At 69.6% G+C, this 19,449-nt stretch carries 19 protein-coding genes; 15 read left to right on the top strand and 4 right to left on the bottom strand.

Annotation, left to right across the window (positions count from 1 at the left end; translation table 11 throughout):
• The first annotated feature begins 554 nt into the window (after positions 1-554).
• The 5 genes from LX88_RS30900 to LX88_RS30880 are packed head-to-tail and all read left to right on the top strand — an operon-like array spanning position 555 to position 5,784.
• Entirely contained in the window at positions 555-1,529 is a 975-nt protein-coding gene (locus LX88_RS30900; RefSeq protein ID WP_258951487.1) for a 3-oxoacyl-ACP synthase III family protein, read from the top strand.
• Positions 1,526-2,275 carry a glycosyltransferase family 2 protein gene (locus LX88_RS30895; RefSeq protein WP_258951299.1) on the top strand — a complete coding sequence of 250 codons (750 nt, stop codon included), beginning with the start codon at positions 1,526-1,528 and terminating at the stop codon, positions 2,273-2,275. The genes LX88_RS30900 and LX88_RS30895 overlap by 4 nt, the downstream gene beginning before the upstream one ends.
• A complete protein-coding gene (locus LX88_RS30890; RefSeq protein WP_258951298.1) occupies positions 2,272-3,408 on the top strand; it encodes a cytochrome P450 in 1,137 nt (378 codons plus the stop codon). The genes LX88_RS30895 and LX88_RS30890 overlap by 4 nt, the downstream gene beginning before the upstream one ends.
• Positions 3,401-4,903: a class I adenylate-forming enzyme family protein gene (locus tag LX88_RS30885; protein ID WP_258951297.1), complete on the top strand. Its 1,503-nt coding sequence runs from the start codon at positions 3,401-3,403 to the stop codon at positions 4,901-4,903. Before LX88_RS30890 ends, LX88_RS30885 begins: the two co-directional genes overlap by 8 nt.
• Positions 4,903-5,784 (top strand): NAD-dependent epimerase/dehydratase family protein, encoded by an 882-nt coding sequence (locus LX88_RS30880; protein ID WP_258951296.1) that lies wholly within the window; start codon positions 4,903-4,905, stop codon positions 5,782-5,784. Before LX88_RS30885 ends, LX88_RS30880 begins: the two co-directional genes overlap by 1 nt.
• Before the next feature lie 160 nt (positions 5,785-5,944).
• On the opposite strand, the gene LX88_RS30875 is transcribed toward LX88_RS30880, so the two are convergent.
• Both LX88_RS30875 and LX88_RS30870 read right to left on the bottom strand, forming a co-directional pair.
• On the bottom strand, positions 5,945-6,706 hold the full coding sequence (locus LX88_RS30875) for an alpha/beta fold hydrolase (protein WP_258951295.1): 762 nt from the start codon (positions 6,704-6,706) through the stop codon (positions 5,945-5,947).
• Between the two features lie 140 nt (positions 6,707-6,846).
• Positions 6,847-8,322 carry an amidase family protein gene (locus LX88_RS30870; protein WP_258951294.1) on the bottom strand — a complete coding sequence of 492 codons (1,476 nt, stop codon included), beginning with the start codon at positions 8,320-8,322 and terminating at the stop codon, positions 6,847-6,849.
• Positions 8,323-8,482: 160 nt separating this feature from the next.
• Between LX88_RS30870 and LX88_RS30865 the strand changes: the two genes are divergently transcribed.
• Positions 8,483-10,264: an N-acetylglutaminylglutamine amidotransferase gene (locus tag LX88_RS30865; RefSeq protein WP_258951293.1), complete on the top strand. Its 1,782-nt coding sequence runs from the start codon at positions 8,483-8,485 to the stop codon at positions 10,262-10,264.
• Positions 10,265-10,270: 6 nt separating this feature from the next.
• Here LX88_RS30865 and LX88_RS30860 read toward each other — a convergent pair whose 3' ends face one another.
• A complete protein-coding gene (locus LX88_RS30860; RefSeq protein ID WP_258951292.1) occupies positions 10,271-11,521 on the bottom strand; it encodes a carboxylate-amine ligase in 1,251 nt (416 codons plus the stop codon).
• A 339-nt stretch (positions 11,522-11,860) separates the two neighbouring features.
• On the opposite strand from LX88_RS30860, the gene LX88_RS30855 reads away from it, so the two are divergent.
• Together LX88_RS30855 and LX88_RS30850 are read left to right on the top strand one after the other, a co-directional pair.
• Entirely contained in the window at positions 11,861-12,298 is a 438-nt protein-coding gene (locus LX88_RS30855) for a DUF4383 domain-containing protein (protein WP_258951291.1), read from the top strand.
• Between the two features lie 72 nt (positions 12,299-12,370).
• Entirely contained in the window at positions 12,371-12,949 is a 579-nt protein-coding gene (locus LX88_RS30850; RefSeq protein ID WP_258951290.1) for an STAS domain-containing protein, read from the top strand.
• 52 nt (positions 12,950-13,001) lie between these two features.
• Here LX88_RS30850 and LX88_RS30845 read toward each other — a convergent pair whose 3' ends face one another.
• Positions 13,002-13,220 carry a hypothetical protein gene (locus LX88_RS30845; protein ID WP_258951289.1) on the bottom strand — a complete coding sequence of 73 codons (219 nt, stop codon included), beginning with the start codon at positions 13,218-13,220 and terminating at the stop codon, positions 13,002-13,004.
• Positions 13,221-13,315: 95 nt separating this feature from the next.
• On the opposite strand from LX88_RS30845, the gene LX88_RS30840 reads away from it, so the two are divergent.
• The 7 genes from LX88_RS30840 (at position 13,316) to LX88_RS30810 (ending at position 19,439) form a co-directional block, all read left to right on the top strand.
• Positions 13,316-13,573, top strand: a complete 258-nt coding sequence (locus LX88_RS30840; protein ID WP_258951288.1) for a hypothetical protein — start codon at positions 13,316-13,318, stop codon at positions 13,571-13,573.
• 85 nt (positions 13,574-13,658) lie between these two features.
• Complete coding sequence (gene ctaD, locus LX88_RS30835; RefSeq protein ID WP_258951287.1) at positions 13,659-15,413, top strand: aa3-type cytochrome oxidase subunit I; 1,755 nt, start codon at positions 13,659-13,661, stop codon at positions 15,411-15,413.
• Between the two features lie 3 nt (positions 15,414-15,416).
• Positions 15,417-15,704, top strand: a complete 288-nt coding sequence (locus tag LX88_RS30830) for a DUF3040 domain-containing protein (RefSeq protein ID WP_258951286.1) — start codon at positions 15,417-15,419, stop codon at positions 15,702-15,704.
• Positions 15,705-15,852: 148 nt separating this feature from the next.
• Positions 15,853-16,389 carry a hypothetical protein gene (locus tag LX88_RS30825; RefSeq protein WP_258951285.1) on the top strand — a complete coding sequence of 179 codons (537 nt, stop codon included), beginning with the start codon at positions 15,853-15,855 and terminating at the stop codon, positions 16,387-16,389.
• Positions 16,390-16,508: 119 nt separating this feature from the next.
• Positions 16,509-16,922: a DUF2243 domain-containing protein gene (locus LX88_RS30820; protein ID WP_258951284.1), complete on the top strand. Its 414-nt coding sequence runs from the start codon at positions 16,509-16,511 to the stop codon at positions 16,920-16,922.
• Positions 16,919-17,725, top strand: a complete 807-nt coding sequence (locus tag LX88_RS30815) for a cytochrome c oxidase assembly protein (RefSeq protein WP_258951283.1) — start codon at positions 16,919-16,921, stop codon at positions 17,723-17,725. The genes LX88_RS30820 and LX88_RS30815 overlap by 4 nt, the downstream gene beginning before the upstream one ends.
• Before the next feature lie 160 nt (positions 17,726-17,885).
• Positions 17,886-19,439, top strand: coding sequence for a class I adenylate-forming enzyme family protein (locus LX88_RS30810; RefSeq protein ID WP_258951282.1), 1,554 nt, complete (start codon positions 17,886-17,888; stop codon positions 19,437-19,439).
• Positions 19,440-19,449: the final 10 nt, after the last annotated feature.

Below are 19,449 nucleotides of genomic sequence, written 5' to 3'. Positions count from 1 at the left end.
CCTCGGTCCCGCGATCAGGACGAAGGCCACGCCGCTCCAGAACTAGGGACGTCGTTCGAGGACCAGAACACGGCGCTGATCACGTGGTTCGCTCGCTGGGCGAAAGAGCTCCACCCCAGGCCGCAGATCCTCGACCCGTTGCGCCTTGACCGTCTCGGTGATGACCACGTGGCCCTGCCCCTGACCGAGGCGCCGGAGGTCTCCACCGCGCCTCCGTCCGTCGTCGATCAACTCGTCGGACACCGCCCGCTGCCAAGCTCGGGAGGTCTGCGGGTCGTCTCCACATGGACGACCACAGAAGCCCTGCCCCAGATGAACCGCTGCCCCACGAAGTCAGCGCCAGCAGCTTGGGATGCAGCACGATTTCGCATCAGGAGAGATGCATCGTGCCCGGCACCGCCGGTTGACGAGCTCAACGCTAGCGCAGACTTCGGCCTGCGGCGCCTGGGAACCGCCGCCATCCCACCTGCCTCGTCATCCGAGTAGATCTACCGACGTCGCTCCGGGCTACCGCATATAACGTGCACACAGGAGGTGCGGGAGTGAGTACACGGATGGCCGGTGTGGCGGTGCATCTGCCCGAGACGCGGCTGAGCACAGACGAGGTGGAGCGGCGGTTGGGACCGTTCACTCCGCCGCCTGGGCTCATAGGCCGGTTGACCGGTATTCGGTCACGGCACGTGATGCGCGATGACGAGCAGGCATCTGACCTGGCCGTTGCGGCAGCGCGCAAGCTGCTGGCGGACACCGGATCCGAGCCGGCGGACATCGACCTGCTGCTGTTCGCTTCCGCCAGTCAGGACATGGTGGAGCCGGCGACCGCCCACATCGTCGCGGCGAAGCTCGAGCTGCGCTGCCCCGTGATGGACGTCAAGAACGCGTGCAACAGCGTTCTCAACGCGATCGAGGTCGCCGACGCCCTGATCTCGGCGGGGCGTTACCGCACCGTTCTGGTCGCCAGCGGTGAGTCACCGTCGCGGGCTGTGCGGTGGGACGTGGCGAATGCAGCGCAGTTCCGACGTGCTTTTCCCGGTTACACGCTGTCCGACGCAGGCGCGGCCGTGCTGCTCACCGCGGGTGATGCCGGCGTGCTGGGCAGTGCGTTCACCGCGGATTCGACGTGGTGGGACGTCGGCACTCTGCCCGGCGGCGGGTCTCGGCATCCGCGCGATCCGGAGTTCACCTACTTCGACATGGACGGTCCGCGGCTCAAGGACGCGTTCCTGCACCTGGGCCGCGACGTCCTCGACGACACCCTCCGCGGGCTCGATCTGACTTGGGACGACTTCGCGGTGGCATGCGTGCACCAGGTGTCGTTGCCCTACCTGGAGATCTTCGCCGAGGGCGCGGGCGTGCCGCGCGACAAGCTGGTGGTGACGCTGCCCGAGCACGGCAACGTGGCATCCGCGAGCCTGCCCCTGCAGCTGGTCACCGCGCAGCGCATGGGCCGTTGCGGTCCCGGCGACCTCGTCGCGTTGGTGGGCCTGGCCGGTGGAGTGAGCCTCGGTCTCGTGGTGGTGCGGCTGTGAGCCTGTGGGTGGTCGTGCCGGCCTACAACGAGGAACGCTCCATCGTCGCGACGCTGAGATCTCTTGCGGCACAGGAGGACCAGGACTTCACGCTGGTCGTGGTGGACAACGGCTCGACCGATTCCACGGTGGACCTGGTGCAGCGGTTCCATCAGGAGAATCCGGGGCTGCGGCTCGAAGTCGTGCACGAGCCCCAGAAGGGCACCGGCGCGGCGGCGGACACCGGGATGCGCCACGCCGTCGCCCAAGGGGCGCGATGGCTGGCACGCACGGACGCCGACTGCCTGCCGGCACCGGACTGGACGGTTCGGATCAAGGCCGCGCTGGGCAGCGGACTTCGACTGGTGTCAGGGCAGCTCCTGCCGCGCGAGGACGAAGGGGTTCGGGCTGTCACGCGGTGGGTGCTCATCGTCGCCGTCGAGGTCGCTTCGGTGTTCGGCAAGGTGAGGTCGGGCAACCGAGATCCCCGCTACCTGGGGCCGTACGTGATGACGCCCGGCTGCAACATGGCGATCACGGCCGAGTTGTACGTGCTCGCCGGTGGGTTCCCGCGGTCGAAGATCGAAGACCTGCACGAGGACCGCGCCCTCGTCAACGCCGTTCGCCTGCACACCACAGCCTACGGGCGGCGGCGGGACGTCGTCGTCCACGGCTCGTCGCGGCGGGCGCGGGCATGGGGGTTGCGCAGGACGCTCGCTTGGTACGCCGACCACCGCTACCGGCCGGACGTCGTGGACATCCGATGAACTGGGAGTCGAGGCTCCACCTGGCCGCGCACCCGGTCGCCTACCCCTTGGTCCGCGCCGTCGGCCGCATCGCACCGGTGGTGCGCGTACCGCGGGTCGGGGTCGTGGTCAGCGACGCCGCACTCGCGAAGGAAGTGCTCAACGACCCGGAGCACTTCACCAAGACCGGACCTGGGTCACCTGCGGACCTGTGGACGCCTGTGGTGGGCCCGACCGTGTTGCTGAACATGGAAGGCGCGGCGCACGGCGACCTTCGGCGCAAGCTGTCCGGGCTGTTCACACCGCGCAGCGTGTCCGATCTGTGCGGGGCGGTCCTCGACGCACCGGTGGAGGAGTTGCGGAGTGCCCTGAGAGCCGGCCGTCCGGTCGACCTGGTGGCCGTCGTGCGGCGGCTGGTGGGTGCGGTGATCTGCGAACTGGTCGGACTGGACGTGTCCGAGGCGGTGGCAGCACACGTGGCAGGGACCGCGATCACGTCGGCGATCCGGCTGGGCCGCCGGTCGCTGACGCCCGCGCAGGTGCTGCGGTACCGGCAGTCGCTGGGTGTGCTCACCCGGCCGGCCGCGCGGGCGTGGGCCGCCGGTGACCCGACGACTGTGCCGGGCCGGATGCGGCAACTCGGACTGACCGAGGAGGAGGCGCTCGGCGCGGTAGCGGCGTTCGTGCTCACGGGGACCGAGACGTTGGTGTCGTACGTCCCGCGGCTGGTGGCGTTGCTGCACGACTTCGGCTGGCTGGACCGGCTGGCCGCTGACAGGAGCCGGGTCGACGACGCGGTCGCCGAGGCGCTGCGGGTGACCGTGCCTTCGCCGGTGATGCTGCGCAGCGTGGCCGCGGACTCCCGGATCGGCCGGGTGCGGGTGCGGGCGGGCGACCGGGTGGTGATCGCGACGATCTCGGCGGCCAACGCGTTGGGGGCCTTCGATCCAGAGCGTCGGCACCCGCCGCAGATCAGGCAGCTGTGGTTCGGCGCGGGACCGCACTTCTGCCTGGGCATGCCGCTGGCTCAAGCGGAGATCCGCGCGGTGCTCGGCGCCGTGCTCGACGCAGCCCCTTTGTCCGTTGTGGACCGAAGCGCCGCCCGGCGGGTGCTGATCCCCTCCTACTCGAGACTGGTGGTGCGCCGTGGCTGACGACCTTCTGATCGGGGTGTTGCAGGCGGCCAGGCGCCACAGCCGGAGGCCTGCGCTGACCGACGGACGCGGAAGGACGACGACCTACGCCGAGCTGGCCGACCGCGTACTCGGCACAGCGCACCGGTTGCGCTCAAGGGGCTTCTCGCCCGGAAGCCGGATGCTGTTCTCCGTGCGACCAGGGCCCGACGCGATCGTCCTGGCTCTGGGAACCGTCGCGGCCGGCGGCACGGTGGTGTTCGTCGACCCCGGCGGCGGGCAGGAGCTCTTCACGAGGCGCACCGACCTGGCAGGGCCGGCGTGGGTGGCGGCGGAGTCCCTGCTGTACGCGGCGAGCGCACCCGGCCCGGTGCGCGCCTTGGCTCGTCGCAGGGGTGTGCTCCTACCGGACTACACCTCATTACCGGTGCGGTACATCAGATCCGGGCCATGGCTGCCCGGTGTACCACTGCGCGCGGTGTCCACCCGGCGGCTCGCGAAACCAGTTGCCGGCGCGCCACTGCCCGACCCCCGACCAGACCAGGACGCCGTGGTCGTGTTCACCTCGGGCACCACGGCAGAGCCGAAAGCCGTTGTGCACACCAGGGGTTCGCTCGCGGCCGCGCTGAACGTGCTGGCGACGCGGTGCGAACTGGGTCCGGACGCCCGAGTGCACACCGACCAGATGATGCTGGGACTGCCCGCGCTCATCGCGGGTGGGCACTGGTCCATGCCGCCCTACGGGTTCGCGCCCGCCGCCGAGCCCGCCGCGCTCGCGGCCGGCCTGGAGGGCGCCACCCACACCTTCCTGGTGCCTTCCGACCTGGCCGCGATCCTCGACAGCGGGGTCGCGCTGCCACGGTCGCTGCGCCAGGTGTTGCTGGGTTCCGCACCGGTCCTGCCACCTCTGCTGCGACGTGCACGAGCCGCGCTGCCAGGGGTCGAACTGCTCGCCGTGTACGGCATGACCGAGATCCTTCCGGTGGCGATCGCGACCGCCGAGGAGAAGCTCGCGCACGACGGCGACCTCCTCGGCCGGCCGCTGCCGGGCGTGCGCGCACGCGTCGCCGAGGACGGGGAACTGATGGTGTCCGGGCCCAACCTGTGCCGCGGTTATCTGGGATCGCCACCGTTGACAGAGCACGCCACCGGCGACCTGGCTCGTCTGGAGGGCGACTTGATCGTGCTCACCGGCCGGAAGAAGGACATGATCCTCCGCAAGGGGACCAACGTGTATCCCGGCTTGTACGAACCGGCCATCGCCCGCCTGCCGGGAGTCGCGGCCGCCGTCATGATCGGCGTGCCGGACGAGATCGGCGACGAGCGGATCGTGCTGGCACTCGTGCCCGCCCCTGACGCCGGCCGCGGACTGGCCGCGCGGGTCCAAGCCTCGCTGCCAGAACTGATCGACGTCTACGCGCTGCCCGACGAGGTCGTGGTCCTGCCGGAGCTGCCGCTGTCGGGCCGCAACAGGAAGATCGACCGATCCGCCCTCCGTGCGAGACTGGCTCGCTGATGCGGATCGCGGTGACGGGGGCGACCGGCTTCGTGGGCGGGGCGGTGCGCCGTGCCGCCGAAGCACGGGGTTGGCAGGTGCACGCCTACGGGTCACGTTCGTGGGACATCACGGCGGGGCCGCTGATCGACCCGCCAGTCGTCGACGCAGTGGTGCACTGCGCCGCTGCCGTGACCGACTGGGGTTCTCCTGCGGAGATCCGGCGGGTGAACGTCTCCGGTACTCGAAGCGTCCTGGAGACCTTCCCTGGCGCACGGTTCGTGCACATGTCGTCGGCGAGCGTGTACGACCCGTTCAGGCCGACCATCTCGGCGATCGAGTCCACCGCCCCGGTGAGTCGCTACCTCACCGCTTATGGTGCGACGAAGGCCGAGGCCGAGGGAGTGGTGCTGGCACGCCCGAACAGCGTCGTCCTCCGCCCCCATGCCGTCTACGGCCCGGGCGACCCGACACTGCTTCCACGGGTGCTGAGCGCCATCCGCGGCCGGACCTTGTTCCTCGTGGGCAACGGGCAGGCGCTGCAGTCGCTCACGTCGATCGACAACCTCGCACGAGCCAGCCTGCTGGCCTGCACCGGCCGACCCGGCGTCTACAACGTGGCGGACTCTTCGCCGGTCGTACTGGAAAGTGCGTTGCGGGACCTACTGCGGGAACGTGGCCTGGACGTCCGGATCCGCTACCTCCCCCTGGGACTCGCCTGGTCCCTGGCAGCGATGGCCGAGCCTGTCTGGCGACTGGCGGGCCGAGCCAGGCCTCCCCGCCTGACCAGGTACGCCATCAGCCACCTGGCAAGCGAGCGCACCCTTGACATCACAGCCGCCCGGACGCGCCTCGGCTACGAGCCCGCACCGACGTCTTTTGCCGGCGCGGCAACGTGGTGAGAAGAAGACGTCCGGCGACGGGAAGATCGTTCCTATGCAGCTGGACGGGCGACACTTGGCCGAGACGCACCGACCAGCCAATCCACTGTGGACAGAAGCTGGTGAGCAAGCGCGGGTCACGGCACTCCCGCGAAGTCCGAGGATCGCGCGCACGAGCAGATCAGCGCAGATCGGCCGTGCGTGCGATGAGATCCGCGGTCAGCGGTCCCTGGTGGAAGGGGAAAGTGTGTGCGCCCGGCACCGTCGTGGACCGCCCGTCGGGTGCTGCCGCGGTGAGCCGGTCGAGCCACGACTGCGGCGCGAAGGCGTCGTGTTCGCCGCGGGCGAGGAGGACGGGGCACCTGACGCCGGTGATGACCCGCTCGGGTTCGTCGCGCTGCGCGGACCGGACGAAGCGCGTCAGGGCCCTCGGACCTCCCCGCAGGTAGTAGGGCAACGTCACCCGCCACAGACCAGGCGGCTCGTGGCGGGAGTTGCGGGCGAAGCCGCGCGCCAGTCCACTGAGGACACGCTGCTCCGGCGGAAAGGTGGGTCCCAGCAAGGCCAGCGCACCGACGCGATCCGGATGTGCCGCAGCCACGTGCAGTGCGGCCTGCGCGCCCGTGGAATGCCCTGCCAGCACGACGGGACCGTCAGCGACCCGCGTGAGCCACGCCGACACCGTCTCCGCGATGGCGGGGATCTCCGGAGGGCAACCCTGCGGACCTCGACGGCCGAAGCCGGGTAAGTCGAGCAGAATTGTTCGCGCCCAGCCGGCACAGGCATCGACCGCGCCCATCAGGTAGCCCAGCGCTCCCAGGCCGGGTACGACCACTACGAGCGGACCCGAGGTGTGCTCCCAGCCCGCCTCCAGGCTCCGCACCTGCCGCCCCGCCACGTCGTCCCACCGCTCCCGGCAAGGTCGTCGCAGGTCGTTCGGCATGGGCGTCCTCTCCTCGGAGACGTGGTCCACCAGAGGACTACCGCCTGAACCGGTGAGGAAACGTGATCGTGCTCGTGTTCGCCGGGCACTGGCCGCACAACGGCTCCAGCGGTGGCTCGGCCTCGACCCGTCGGCCGCGTCTAGGTGCGCAGCACCGGCGTCGTCGGCAGGTAGCCGGGTGCCCGCCGTGCCGAGGCCGCGCGTTCGAAGGCCGCCGCGAACCGCAGGACCGCCTCGTCCTCCCCGTGTCCGCCGATGAACGACACGCCGATGGGCAGCGGCCCGGCGAACCCGGCCGGGACGGTGACGTCCGGGTAGCCCGCGACCGCGGCCGGCATGGCGGTGCTCGGTCCGGGCGCGTCACCGGCGTCGGCGGCGCAGGCGGGACCATTGGTCGGTGCCATGATCACGTCCAGGCTGTGCGCGGCGAGCACCTCGTCGATCGACCGGCGCGCCAGGCCGGTCGCCGTCCGCCGCTGCTCGAGGTAGGCCGAGTCGGTGATCGGCGGCGCCTTCTCGGCGTCGTGGAACAGTTCCTGCCCGAACTCGCTCAGCTCGATCGGGTCGGTCTCGTTGAACTCGATCAGTTCGCGCAACGTCTGCGGCACGCCGGGCCGGGTGCGGAGGTACTGCTCCAGGTCGTGCTTGAACTCGGCGAGCAACGCGGGTCGTCCGGCAGCGTCGATGCGGTCCAGGTAGGACAGCTCGACGTCGACCACCACGGCGCCACAACGCCGCAGGAGCGCCACCACGGACTCCACGACCTGGTCCGTCTCGGCGCCGAACCCCACCTGGCGCCACACGCCGACGCGCGCACCCCGCAGCGTGGCGGGCGTGAGCAGGTGGTGCACCTCGCGACCTTGCAGGACCGACGTCAGGATCGCGGCGTCCACGACGTGCCGCGCCAGCGGACCCGCCGTGTCCTGCCTGGTCGAGATCGGCACGATCCCGGTCCCGCTGATTCTGCCGAGAGTGGGTTTGAACCCGACGACACCTGCGTGACCCGCCGGGGACACGATGGAGCCGTTGGTCTCGGTGCCGACGGCGACCTGCGCCAGTGACGCCGCCACCGCCACGGCCGAGCCCGACGACGAGCCGCTCGGGTTGCGGTCCAGCACGTGCGGGTTGACGGTCTGCCCGCCGACCGCGGACCAGCCGGAGACCGCCCACGGCGAGCGGAAGTTCCCCCACTCCGTCATGGCCGCCTTGCCCAGCACGACGGCACCGGCGGCGCGGAGGTGTGCGACGAGCCCGGCGTCCTCGCGCGGCGGCACGTGCAGCGCCCGGGATCCGGCCGTGGTCGCCAGGCCGGCGGTGTCGATGTTGTCCTTGAGCAACACGGGAATGCCGTCCATCAGTCCACGGGACTGCCCGCACGCCCGCCGCAGGTCGCTCTCCTCGGCCTGACGCAACGCTGTCGGGTCGACGGCGAGCACCGACCGCACCAGTCCGTCCACGAGGGCGATGCGGCACAGGTAGGCGCGGGTCAGCTCCGCCGAGGTCAGCGTGCCGTCCGCCATCCGACGGGCGAGCACGGGGATCGTGGCCAGATCCAGATCCAGGTCCAGGTCCGGACCGGCGTTGATCGCCGGTTCGCCGGCGGACAGGAGCTGCATGTAGACATTGCCGGGCCCACAGGCCCCCCACGTCAAGGCACAGGTGGCCACGGCAAACGTGCTCTTGCTCACACACGGGTCCGGCTCGTCGAGCGTGATCGTCCGCGATCGGGGTATTCGACTGCCACCTGTCAGGTGAACCGTCCAAGGAGGACTCGCCATGTGTGGGATCGCCGGTGAGGTGGTGGCGGATCAGGCGGACGTTCCGGACGTCGGCGCGGTGGAGCGCATGACGCGGTCCATGTGGTCGCGGGGACCGGACGGCGCGGGTCACTGGTCGGAGGGACGGGTCGCGCTCGGGCACCGAAGACTGTCGATCATCGACCTGTCCGACACCGGCACGCAGCCCATGGTCGACGACGAGCTCGGGCTCGCGGTGGCGTTCAACGGGTGCATCTACAACTACAAGGAGCTGCGCGCCGAGCTGTCGGACCGGTACCGCTTCACGTCCACCAGCGACACCGAGGTGATCCTGAAGGCCTACCACCGCTGGGGTGAGCGGTTCGTCGAGCACCTCGTCGGCATGTTCGCGATCGCCCTGGTCGACCGGAGGCGCGACCGCGTGCTGCTGGTCAGGGACCGGCTGGGCATCAAGCCCCTCTACCTGGCCGAGGTGCGCGGCCGGACGCGGTTCGCCTCCACGCTGCCCGCGTTGCTGGCCGGTGGCGGCGTCGACACCGAGCTCGACCCGGTCGGCCTGCACCACTACCTGACCTGGCATTCGATCGTTCCCGCGCCGCGCACGGTCCTGCGTGGCGTGCGCAAGCTGCCGCCTGCCACCATCCGCGTTCTCGAACCGGGCCGGGCACCGCGCGACCACGTCTACTGGCGGCCGTCGTACACACGGCGGCCCGAGCACTCGGGGTGGACCGCGCAGGACTGGCAGGACGCCGTGCAGGAGGCCTTGCGCGTCGCGGTCCGGCGGCGCACCGTGTCCGACGTCGAGGTGGGCGTGCTGCTCTCCGGCGGGCTGGACTCAAGCCTGCTGGTCGCCCTGCTGGCCGAGGAGGGGCAGCGGCCCAGCACGTTCAGCATCGGCTTCACCGGCCGCGACGGCGTGGACGGCGACGAGTTCGTCTACTCCGACGCCGTGGCGCAGAAGTTCGGCACCGACCACCACCAGCTGCACATCGGTGACGAGCAGATCGCCTCGGCGGTCGAGCACGCAGTCGGGTCGATGAGCGAGCCGATGGGCAGCCACGACGTCACCGCGTTCCACCTCGTCTGCCGCGAGGTGTCCCAGCACGTCAAGGTCGTCCAGTGCGGACAGGGCGCTGACGAGGTGTTCGCCGGCTACCGCTACCACCAGCCCGCGGCGGGCGCGGCACGGCAACGGGTGGCCGAGGTGTTCCGCGAGGCGTTCCACGACCTGACCCACGACGAGCTCTCACAGCTCGTGGAAGCCGATCGGCTGCCGGACCACGACGTCAGCGGCGAGCTGATCGCCCGTCACCTGGCCGCTCCCGGCGCGGAGACTGCGCTGGACGCGGTGCTGCGCACCGACACCCACCTGCTGATGCCCGACGACCCGGTCAAGCGGGTCGACAACACGGCGATGGCGTGGGGCGTCGAAGCGCGCGTGCCGTTCCTCGACCAGGACCTGGTGGAGCTGGTCGCGGCGTGTCCTCCCGAGCTGAAGTCCGGCCAGGGCGGCAAGGGGATCCTCAAGGACATCGGACGCGACGTGCTGCCCGTCGACGTGGTCGACCGGCCGAAGGGCTACTTCCCGGTGCCCGCGCTGACCCGGCTCGACGGCGAGGTCCTCGACCTGCTCCGGTCGGTGCTCGGCTCCCCCGCCGCCCGCCGTCGCGGCCTGCTGCGCCCCGGTTACGTCGACGCCCTGCTCGCCGACCCGAACGGCCAGGCGACCAAGACCGGCGGGAACGCGCTGTGGCACCTGGGCGTGCTGGAGATGTGGCTGCAGCAGCGCGGCATCGGCTGACCACCGCTACTCGCCGCCGGTGGTCAACCGGCTTCCGGCGAGGGGACCTCGGAGCGCATGCGGAGCGGCAGGAGCGTGCCCATGGCGGTGGCGCGCGGCATGTGCTCGACGGTCCCGCCGGCCACCGGGCTGATCCTGCGGTGGACGGTGCGGCGCGTGGGCGTCGAGCAGACCGAGCAGCGGCTCCACCTGCCCGCCGCAGTAGGTGCGGCGCTGACGATCCGCGCCGCTTCCGTCGCTGTCCAGGAGCTCCAGACCATGCTCCACCAGAGGCAGGTCGCCGTTGGCGTCGAGCACCGGCATCAGCCGGCGCACCAGCTCGTCCAGCAACTGCCGCACCGGCAGCGCCCGGCCGGACAGCACGTCCCAGACGCGTCCCGTCACACCGTCCCTCGCGGCACGCCAGCAGGCCTGCCGCAGCACCTCGGCGGGCACGGGAACGGCCTGCACACCGCGTTCGACGTCCATCACCGCCGTCGCGACCAAGGCACGCACCAGCGCCGCCAGCAGTGCCGCGTCGCCGGCACTCGGGGCGACGTCCGCGACACGCACCTCCACGGTCGGCAGGTGGTCGGACGGCCGGACGTCCCAGTAGATCATCGCCCGGTCCAGTGCGGTGCCTGCCTCGATCACCGTGTCGCACACGGACTCGTAGTGCTCCCACGAGGTGAAGTAGGGCGGCGGGCCGGACACCGGCCATCGCGACCACACCATCGACCGCCAGCTCGCGAAGCCGGTGTCCACACCCCGTGAGAACGGAGAGTTCGCCGTGATCGCGCCCAACACGGGCAGCCACGGTCGTACGTGGTTGCAGACCTGGACCGCGGTCTCCCTGTCCGGCACGGCGACGTGCACATGACATCCGCAGATCAGCTGTTGCGCGGCCAGCGCTCCGAACTCACGTGCCAGCCGCCGGTACCGCAGGCTGTCCGTGATGACACCGGTCGCGTCGCCCAGCGGCGGCGCCCCGACCGCGATGGCACGGCACCCGGCCGTGCGCGCGGCCATCGCGACCGCGGCGCGTGTGTCGAGCAGTTCACGCCGAACCTGCCCGGCGTCGCGGCAGACCGTGGTGTTGGTCTCAACCTGGGCCCTGGTCAGCTCGTAGTCCAGCTCGAGCCCGTACAGCTCCCGCGCGACGGAGACCACCTCGTCCGACCGGTTCACCGCCACCCCGGTCACCGGGTCGACCAGGAGGAACTCCTCCTCCACACCGACAGTTGGACTCCACACGTCATTCGGGCGCGCGTGTTCCACGATCTCACCGCCTTGCTCGTAGCGCGAACACCACCGAGGTGGTTCCGGCGCCTGCTTCACCGGCGGAGGCTGCCGATCGTCGTCACGAGCGGGCATGAGTCGAATTCCCAGGTGAACGGCCGCGAAACGTCCCGATCGTGGTCAGTGACCGTCCTGTTGGGACTGACCGGCCACGTCGGGCTCGGGCAGCGGCGACAGCGTGGCGGCGCACGTGGTCCGGTGGCGTCTTCCTGTCACGGCCACCAGGGCACGCCCACACGTCGACGGCAGTTTGCCTGGTCATCGCAGGGGTAGCCGGGCCACGACCGAAGCGGTTCCCCACCCTCATCGGGAGTCGGCATGTCCAGAACCGAGATGACCACGCGCACGCCGGTGCAGAAAGCGGCTCTCGCCGTCGCCGCCGTGTTCGCGCTGGTCGGCATCGCCGGGTTCATCCCCGGCCTCACCACGAACTACGACACCATGACGTTCGCCGGCCACGAGTCGCAGGCGATGCTGCTCGGCGTGTTCGCGGTGTCCATCCTGCACAACCTCGTGCACCTCGCCTTCGGCGTCGCCGGGTTCCTGATGGCCCGGACGGTGAACGGCGCGTACTGGTACCTCGTCGGCGGCGGCGCGGTCTACCTCCTGTTGTGGCTGTACGGCCTGGTGATCGACCACGACAGCTCCGCCAACTTCGTACCGCTCAACAACGCCGACAACTGGCTGCACCTGCTGCTCGGCGTCGGCATGATCGGCCTCGGCCTCGCGCTGCGCCGGTCACCCCGCAGGCACTGACCACCTCAGGACCACTCCGGTGGGTACCGCCGGCGCGGAGGGCAGTCCCGCGTCGGCGGCTTCGCCGACGCGGTGGTGCGCCGCCGGGCCGCTCTGGAACGATTCCGGATTGCGCTTGCCTGCAGTGCGGTTAAACTCGCATGCAAGCGGTTCAGCCCGCAGCTGCTTCCTTCGTCCGGCTCACGGCCCGACATCCTTGCCGGGCTTCCCACGGCAGCCGGACGCAACGCCCTCGTGCGTTCACGAGGTGAGGAGGCGCTGGCTGCCATGTCGAAGATCTTCGTTCAGCCGCTGCACGTGCAGCGAGAAGTACACGGGCTCGCAATCGTCGTGCGTGCCGCTGGAGAAGTGGACCAGCAAACCATTGCCGTGTTGCGCACCGAACTGCAGACCGCCCTCGCGATGGCGACACCGTCGTTCCCGGTTGTGGTGGATCTGACCGGAGTCCGGTTCTTCGGGTCGGCCGGGCTCAACCAGCTACTGGTGCACCACCGGCGCGCCGCCGCCGAGAAGATCCCTCTGCGAATCGTCGCGGCGCATCGTGCGGTGCTGCGCGCGATCGAGATGACAGGACTCGACCAGGTCCTGGAACTGCATGCGAACGTGGAGCAGGCTTTGTCCCTCGATCGGTACGCCCGGACCGCGAGCTGAGCCGCCTGCGGTCGCGGTTCGAGACAGGCAGGAGGCCGACGGCAGGCTCTTCTCAGCGCAGCTCCGAGTGCCGCACGCTGATGATGTGACTCGTGTCCAGCACCGACACGGTGCAGTCGGGCTGCATGATCGGCACCCACGTGTGTGACGTCTGCGGGTCCACCACGTGCGCTCCGATGACCACCCCGTGCACGAAGACGGACGGGTGCATCACATCGGGGTTGAGGTAGGTGACGACCGCACGGCGGCCGGGACAAGGCTTGGTCGCCATGGCGACTCCAGTGAGTTCGAGGCGCACGTCGGTCCAGGCGCCACGGTCGAGACGGTCCAGGTAGCGCCGGCTGTTCGACGTGCCGGTCGGACGTCATGATCCACACCCGTTCCCCGCTTCCCCGCAATCTCGATCCGCCCACCCCGGGTGTCGAGGAAGAGTTCCTGATCGTCGATGCCGCCACCGGTTTCCCCCTCCCCGTGGCGAGCGAGGTGATCGACGTGGCGAACGGCTTCGGCACCGGCCTGCAGCAAGAGATCACCCGCGCGCAGGTGGAGAGCGCGACCCCGCGGAGTCGTGCCGTCGGCCGGGGTACGCCGATCTGTTGCCCGATCGACGAGTCACCCAGATGAACTCGCTCTGGCATGTGTCGCCCCGATTTTGCAGGGTAGTCAACGCCCTGCACGGCGGAACCACCACGCGGCGTCGAGGGGAATCATGACCACGTTGAAGCCGGCACCGGTCGTGCCGCTCCCCGGTGCGGCGGCACGGGGCCGCAAGGGCTCCACGTTCCTGAAGCTGTTGAACACCACCGATCACAAGCTGATCGGGATCATGTACATGATCACGTCGTTCGGGTTCTTCATGGTCGGCGGTGTGATGGCGCTGCTGATGCGCGGCGAGCTGGCGCGGCCGGGCCTGCAGTTCCTGTCGAACGAGCAGTACAACCAGCTGTTCACCATGCACGGCACGGTGATGCTGCTGCTCTACGCCACCCCGATCGTGTTCGGGTTCGCCAACTTCGTGGTGCCGTTGCAGATCGGCTCGCCGGACGTCGCCTTTCCCCGCCTGAACGCCTTCTCCTACTGGCTGTTCCTGTTCGGTGGCCTGATCGTCGTCGGGTCGTTCCTCACCCCGGCGGGCGCCGCCGACTTCGGCTGGACCGCCTACACGCCGTTGTCGAGCGCGGTGCACTCGCCCGGCATCGGCGGGGACCTCTGGATCTCCGGGCTCGTGGTCGGCGGTCTCGGCACCATCCTCGGCGCGGTCAACATGATCACCACCATCGTGTGCCTGCGAGCTCCTGGCATGACCCCGTTCCGGATGCCGATCTTCACCTGGAACATCCTGATCACCAGCATCCTCGTGCTGCTCGCGTTCCCGATCCTCACCGCCGCGCTGCTCGGGCTGCTGGCCGACCGGCACTTCGGCGCCCACGTGTTCGACCCCGCCAACGGCGGCGTCATCCTGTGGCAGCACCTGTTCTGGTTCTTCGGCCACCCCGAGGTCTACATCGTCGCCCTGCCGTTCTTCGGCATCGTCAGCGAGATCTTCCCCGTGTTCAGCCGCAAACCGCTGTTCGGCTACAAGGGCCTCGTCTACGCCACCATCGCCATCGCGCTGTACTCCGTCGTCGTGTGGGCCCACCACATGTACGCCACCGGCGCCGTACTGCTGCTGTTCTTCTCCCTCACGACGTTCATCATCGCCATCCCGACCGGCATCAAGTTCTTCAACTGGATCGGCACGATGTGGAAGGGCCAGCTCACCTTCGAGACGCCGATGCTGTTCAGCCTCGGGTTCATCGTCACGTTCCTGTTCGGCGGCCTGTCCGGCATCCTGCTCGCCTCACCGCCACTGGACTTCCACGTCACCGACACCTACTTCGTCGTCGCCCACTTCCACTACGTGCTGTTCGGCACCATCGTGTTCGCCACCTACGCCGGCATCTACTTCTGGTTCCCCAAGATCACCGGCCGGATGATGAGCGAACCCATCGGCAAACTGCACTTCTGGACCACCTTCCTCGGCTTCCACGGCACCTTCCTGGTCCACCACTGGCTCGGCAACCAGGGCATGCCCCGCCGCTACGCCGACTACCTGCCCAGCGACCAGTTCACCAACCTCAACACCATCTCCACCATCGGCTCCTTCGTGCTCGGCGCGTCCGTCCTGCCGTTCGTCTACAACGTCTTCCGCAGCTACCGCTTCGGCGAACCGGCCCGGCACGACGACCCGTGGGGCTTCGGCAACTCGCTCGAGTGGGCCACCACCTCACCCCCGCCCCGGCACAACTTCCACGAACTGCCCAGGATCCGGTCCGAACGCCCCGCGTTCGAGCTGCACTACCCGCACATGGTCGAACGCATGCGCGCCGAATCCCACGTCTCCATCACCAAGCCAGGACCGGCGGGCATCGACCAGACCACGGAGAAGGTGCTCGCCCCGACCGACCGCGAAACGGAGCACTGAGCCGTGGACGCCGCCCGCGAACTCCGAGAACTGCGCCGGATCGAACGCTGGCTCACGGTCAACGACCCCGAGCTGGCTGCGGCGTTGTCCGCACACGGCACCGAACCGCGGACGGCGAACCGCCGATCGACACGGCTCGCCGTCGACTTCCTCGGAGCGGCGTGCGTGATCATCGGTGCACTCATCGGACTGTTCATGTTCGTCTTCGTGGGTGTGCTGGTGCTGATGATCGGCGCATGCCTGCACGCCACGTGCCGGCGTCGGCGCCGCCGAGGTGCGATCTCGCCGTGACCGGAACGACCCGTACCGTCGCCGCATCGCTGCTCCAGCCGGAGGCGACCGCGCGCCGGGCGTCCGTGAAATGCGCGATCAACGGTGAAACCGTTGCACCGGACCGAGATCCCGGATAGGTCGCCCGTAGTCGGGTACTCGAAGCGACATGATGAAACGCGCGTTGTGGGAAGGACTGCTCGCCGGTACCGCCGGGGTGTTGGTGATGACGCTGGGAGAGAAGGTGGAACAGCGCCTGACCGGCCGTCCCGACTCCCACGTTCCGGCACGAGTGCTGCAACGGCTCACCGGCATGCGGGAACGCCCTGGTGGCCGGCAGCCGGTGCCGGTCAACCTGGCGATGCACCTCGGCCAAGGCGTGCTGCTCGGCGTGCTGCGCTCGGTCATGGCGCACGCCGGGCTACGAGGCCCGTGGTCCTCAGCGAAGTTCGCCGTGGTCCGGCTGACCAACGACCAGATCCTGGAGAACGCCACCGGCGTCGGCGCCCCGCCCCCGACCTGGCCCCGCCGCGAACTGGCGGTGGACCTGCTGCACAAAGCCGTCTACGCCGTGACCACCGGTGTCGTCGCTGACGCCTTGGCCGCCCGCTCCGGTCCCGGGCCCGGGCAACGCCACGCCGCGGTACTGCCCGGCCGCCACTCCGGCGTCGGCCCACTGCCCCGCACGCGTGCCCACACCCGGTAGCGCGAACGGCCCACCGCACCACCGACTGGAGGACTCCTCGCCTGATGAGCGAATCCGCCGGGCACGCCCTACCGCCCTCTGCACCGGAACCCGCGACCCTGCCCGGACGATCGTTGGTCGTGTGCGCGGTGATCGGCGCGGCGCTGATGGCCGCCGTTGACGAGATCGTGTTCCACCAGATCCTGGCCTGGCACCACTTCTTCGACCGGTCCACCCCGGCGGTGGGGCTGGTGTCGGACGGGCTGCTGCACACCGCCGAACTGCTGGGCCTGGTGGCCGGGTTCGTCCTGTACGCCGACCTGCGCCGTCGTGACGCCCTCGCCCCCGCTCATGCCTGGGCCGGACTGTTCCTCGGGTTGGGCGGCTTCCAATTGTTCGACGGGATTGTCGACCACAAGGTGCTGCGCCTGCACCAGGTCCGCTATGGCGTGGACTTGCTGGTGTACGACCTGGTGTGGAACGGCGCGGCGCTGGCTCTGTTGGCGGTGGGCATCGTCCTCGCCGTGCGCGCGCGTCGACGGGCCAGTTCGTGAGCGGTCCTCACCTGCACCACGTGCCCACCGCGGCGCCTCCAGGACTGATCGGGATGGTCATCGCGGCGACGGCATTGCTGGCCGCGGCTGCTTACCTGGCAGGCGGTACCCGTCTGCGCCTGCGCGGTGACGCCTGGCCGAGGTGGCGAGACGCCTGCTTCACCGCCGGGTGCGCCGTCCTGGCGTACGCGCTGCTGGGACCGCTGCCAGGTGGCCCGTTCACCGCCCACATGGCCCAGCACCTCGTGATGGCCATGATCGCCCCAGTGCTGGTGGTGCTGGCCCGCCCGCTGACTCTGCTGCTGCGGGTGCTGCCGGTGCGGCCACGGCGCACGCTGCTGGCCGTGGCGCACTCCGCTCCAGCGACCGTGCTGGTCTTCCCCCCACTGGCGGCAGTGCTGGATCTCGGCGGTCTGTGGCTGCTCTACCGAACGTCCTTGTTCGCCAGCCTTCACCACCAGCCGCTGCTGCACGCCGCGGTTCACACCCACGTCGTGGTCTCGGGGCTGCTGTTCACCTTCGCCGTGTGCCAGCTGGACCCGGTCAGGCACCGCTGGAACCTCACCTGGCGCGCCACGGCCCTGCTGGCCGCCGGCACCGCCCACGCCGTCCTGGCCAAAGCCCTCTACGCGACACCTCCGCCGGGCACCGCCTTCACCACCACTGACCTGCACACCGGCGCACAGCTGATGTACTACGGCGGCGACCTGGTCGAACTCGCCCTCGCCGCGATCATCGCCGTCCAGTGGTACACCACCACCGGCCGCGCCCGCACCCGCCGGCTTTCGCGCGTTCCGGGGTAGCCGATCGGTGCGCCCCGAACGGCTACGCCGGAACGGGATGACTTCCGATACGCCGTTGTAGCCAGTCGAACGATCTACCGATCCCTTCGATTCTACGGCGAAAATCGAGTCATCCAATCGGACGACATCGCTGCCAGTCGGCGAATCTAAGGAATTTCGCATGAGCCTGCCCGGGCATTGGTGGAGCGCTAGTCAAGGTTATGTCTCGGAGATTCTTTCGCTGTTCGCGGCCGAGCCGGAGCGCGATGTCGTCCATTGGCGCGGCCGAGCCTTCTCCGGTGGCGACCTGATCCATTCCGTCACGGAGGCGGTTCTCGCGCTGCGCGAGCGCGGAGTGGGCAAGAAAGATGTGGTGGCGATTCTGCTCGCGCCCAACAGCCCTGAGATGCTCACCGCGCGGTATGCGACGCATCTGCTCGGTGCCGCCGTGTGCTATTTGCGGACCACGAATCCCGGCACCAAGGCCACGGTCCTCCCGCTCGACCACCAGATCCAGATCCTGCGCGACACCGGTGCCGTGACCATTTACGCCGACGGTGAGACGTCGGAACGCGCGGCCGAGCTCGCCGGCAGCACCGGGATCGCGGTGACGCGGCTGGGCGAACGCGGTGACGGTGTGCCGGTCGCCGTGTCGTGGGACCCGGACGCGTTGGCCGTCATCAGCTACACGAGTGGCAGCACGGGGCGCCCCAAGGGCATCCGGTTGTCGGGACGGGCGTGGGACGCCACGTTGCGCGCGTGGATGGACCTCGGCCGTGCGGCCGGCTGCGAGTCGATGCTGGTGTCGACGCCGTTGAGTCACGGTGTCGCCGCGATGACGGACGCGGTCCTCGTCATGGGCGGAGCGCTCCACCTGCACGAGAGCTTCGACGTCGAGAAGTTCGTGCACACCGCGGCCACGGAGAAGGCGGTGTCGTGGACGTTCATGGCGACGAACCACGTGTTCCAGCTCATCGACCACCTGTACGAGCGCGGAATTCGTGACCGTGACGCGGTCGAGGCCGCGGGCCTGTCCTCGCTGAGGCGGATCATCTACGGCGGCAGCCCCGCCGCACCCGCCAGGGTCGCGCAGGCGTTCCGGCTCTTCGGTCCCGTGCTGGCGCAGGGGTACGCGACGACCGAGAGCGGCCGGATCACGACCCTCACCCCTCTCGACCACGGTGACCCGGAGATCGCCGCCACGGTCGGGAAACCCTTCCCCGAGGTGGAGGTCGTCGTCTGCAACTCGGACTCGGGTGAGCAGCTGGCGGTCGGGGAGATCGGCGAGGTGCGCGTCCGCTCGCCCCAGCTGATGGACGGCTACCACGGCGAACCGGAAGCGACCGCACGAGTTCTTCGTGACGGCTGGTACTTCACCGGGGACATCGGCTTCTTCGACGAGCGGGGGTGCCTGACCCTCGTGAGCCGGGTGGCCGACGTCATCAAGGTTCACGGCGTCAAGGTGCACCCCATCGTCGTCGAGGCGGAGATCCTGGCCCATCCCGGCGTCCGGCACGCCGCCGTCTACGGCGTGCGCGACGAGGACGGCAGCGACCACATCCACGCCGCGATCGAATGCGATCCCGGCGAGATCGACGTGGAGAAGATCCGCACCGGAATCGCCGAAGCGCTGTCCTCGATCCACGTGCCGGAGACCGTGCACGTCTTGGCCACGCTACCGATGAACAGCAACGGCAAGCCCGACAAAGTTCTCCTGCGGTCGAAATCCGTCTAGCGCAGTCTTT

The organism is Lentzea californiensis (assembly GCF_024648825.1).
Lineage (GTDB): Bacteria > Actinomycetota > Actinomycetes > Mycobacteriales > Pseudonocardiaceae > Lentzea > Lentzea californiensis.
This window is presented reverse-complemented; position numbering and strand designations above follow the sequence as displayed.

Bases quoted from the DNA above. Each gene is read 5' to 3' on its own strand.
- LX88_RS30900 (WP_258951487.1), top strand. From the start codon at position 555: ATGGCCGGTGTGGCGGTGCATCTGCCCGAGACGCGGCTGAGCACAGAC.
- LX88_RS30890 (WP_258951298.1), top strand. From the start codon at position 2,272: ATGAACTGGGAGTCGAGGCTCCACCTGGCCGCGCACCCGGTCGCCTAC.
- LX88_RS30880 (WP_258951296.1), top strand. From the start codon at position 4,903: ATGCGGATCGCGGTGACGGGGGCGACCGGCTTCGTGGGCGGGGCGGTG.
- LX88_RS30875 (WP_258951295.1), bottom strand. From the start codon at position 6,706: ATGCCGAACGACCTGCGACGACCTTGCCGGGAGCGGTGGGACGACGTG.
- LX88_RS30870 (WP_258951294.1), bottom strand. From the start codon at position 8,322: ATGCAGCTCCTGTCCGCCGGCGAACCGGCGATCAACGCCGGTCCGGAC.
- LX88_RS30865 (WP_258951293.1), top strand. From the start codon at position 8,483: ATGTGTGGGATCGCCGGTGAGGTGGTGGCGGATCAGGCGGACGTTCCG.
- LX88_RS30855 (WP_258951291.1), top strand. From the start codon at position 11,861: ATGTCCAGAACCGAGATGACCACGCGCACGCCGGTGCAGAAAGCGGCT.
- LX88_RS30845 (WP_258951289.1), bottom strand. From the start codon at position 13,220: ATGGCGACCAAGCCTTGTCCCGGCCGCCGTGCGGTCGTCACCTACCTC.
- LX88_RS30840 (WP_258951288.1), top strand. From the start codon at position 13,316: ATGATCCACACCCGTTCCCCGCTTCCCCGCAATCTCGATCCGCCCACC.
- ctaD (WP_258951287.1), top strand. From the start codon at position 13,659: ATGACCACGTTGAAGCCGGCACCGGTCGTGCCGCTCCCCGGTGCGGCG.
- LX88_RS30825 (WP_258951285.1), top strand. From the start codon at position 15,853: ATGATGAAACGCGCGTTGTGGGAAGGACTGCTCGCCGGTACCGCCGGG.
- LX88_RS30810 (WP_258951282.1), top strand. From the start codon at position 17,886: ATGAGCCTGCCCGGGCATTGGTGGAGCGCTAGTCAAGGTTATGTCTCG.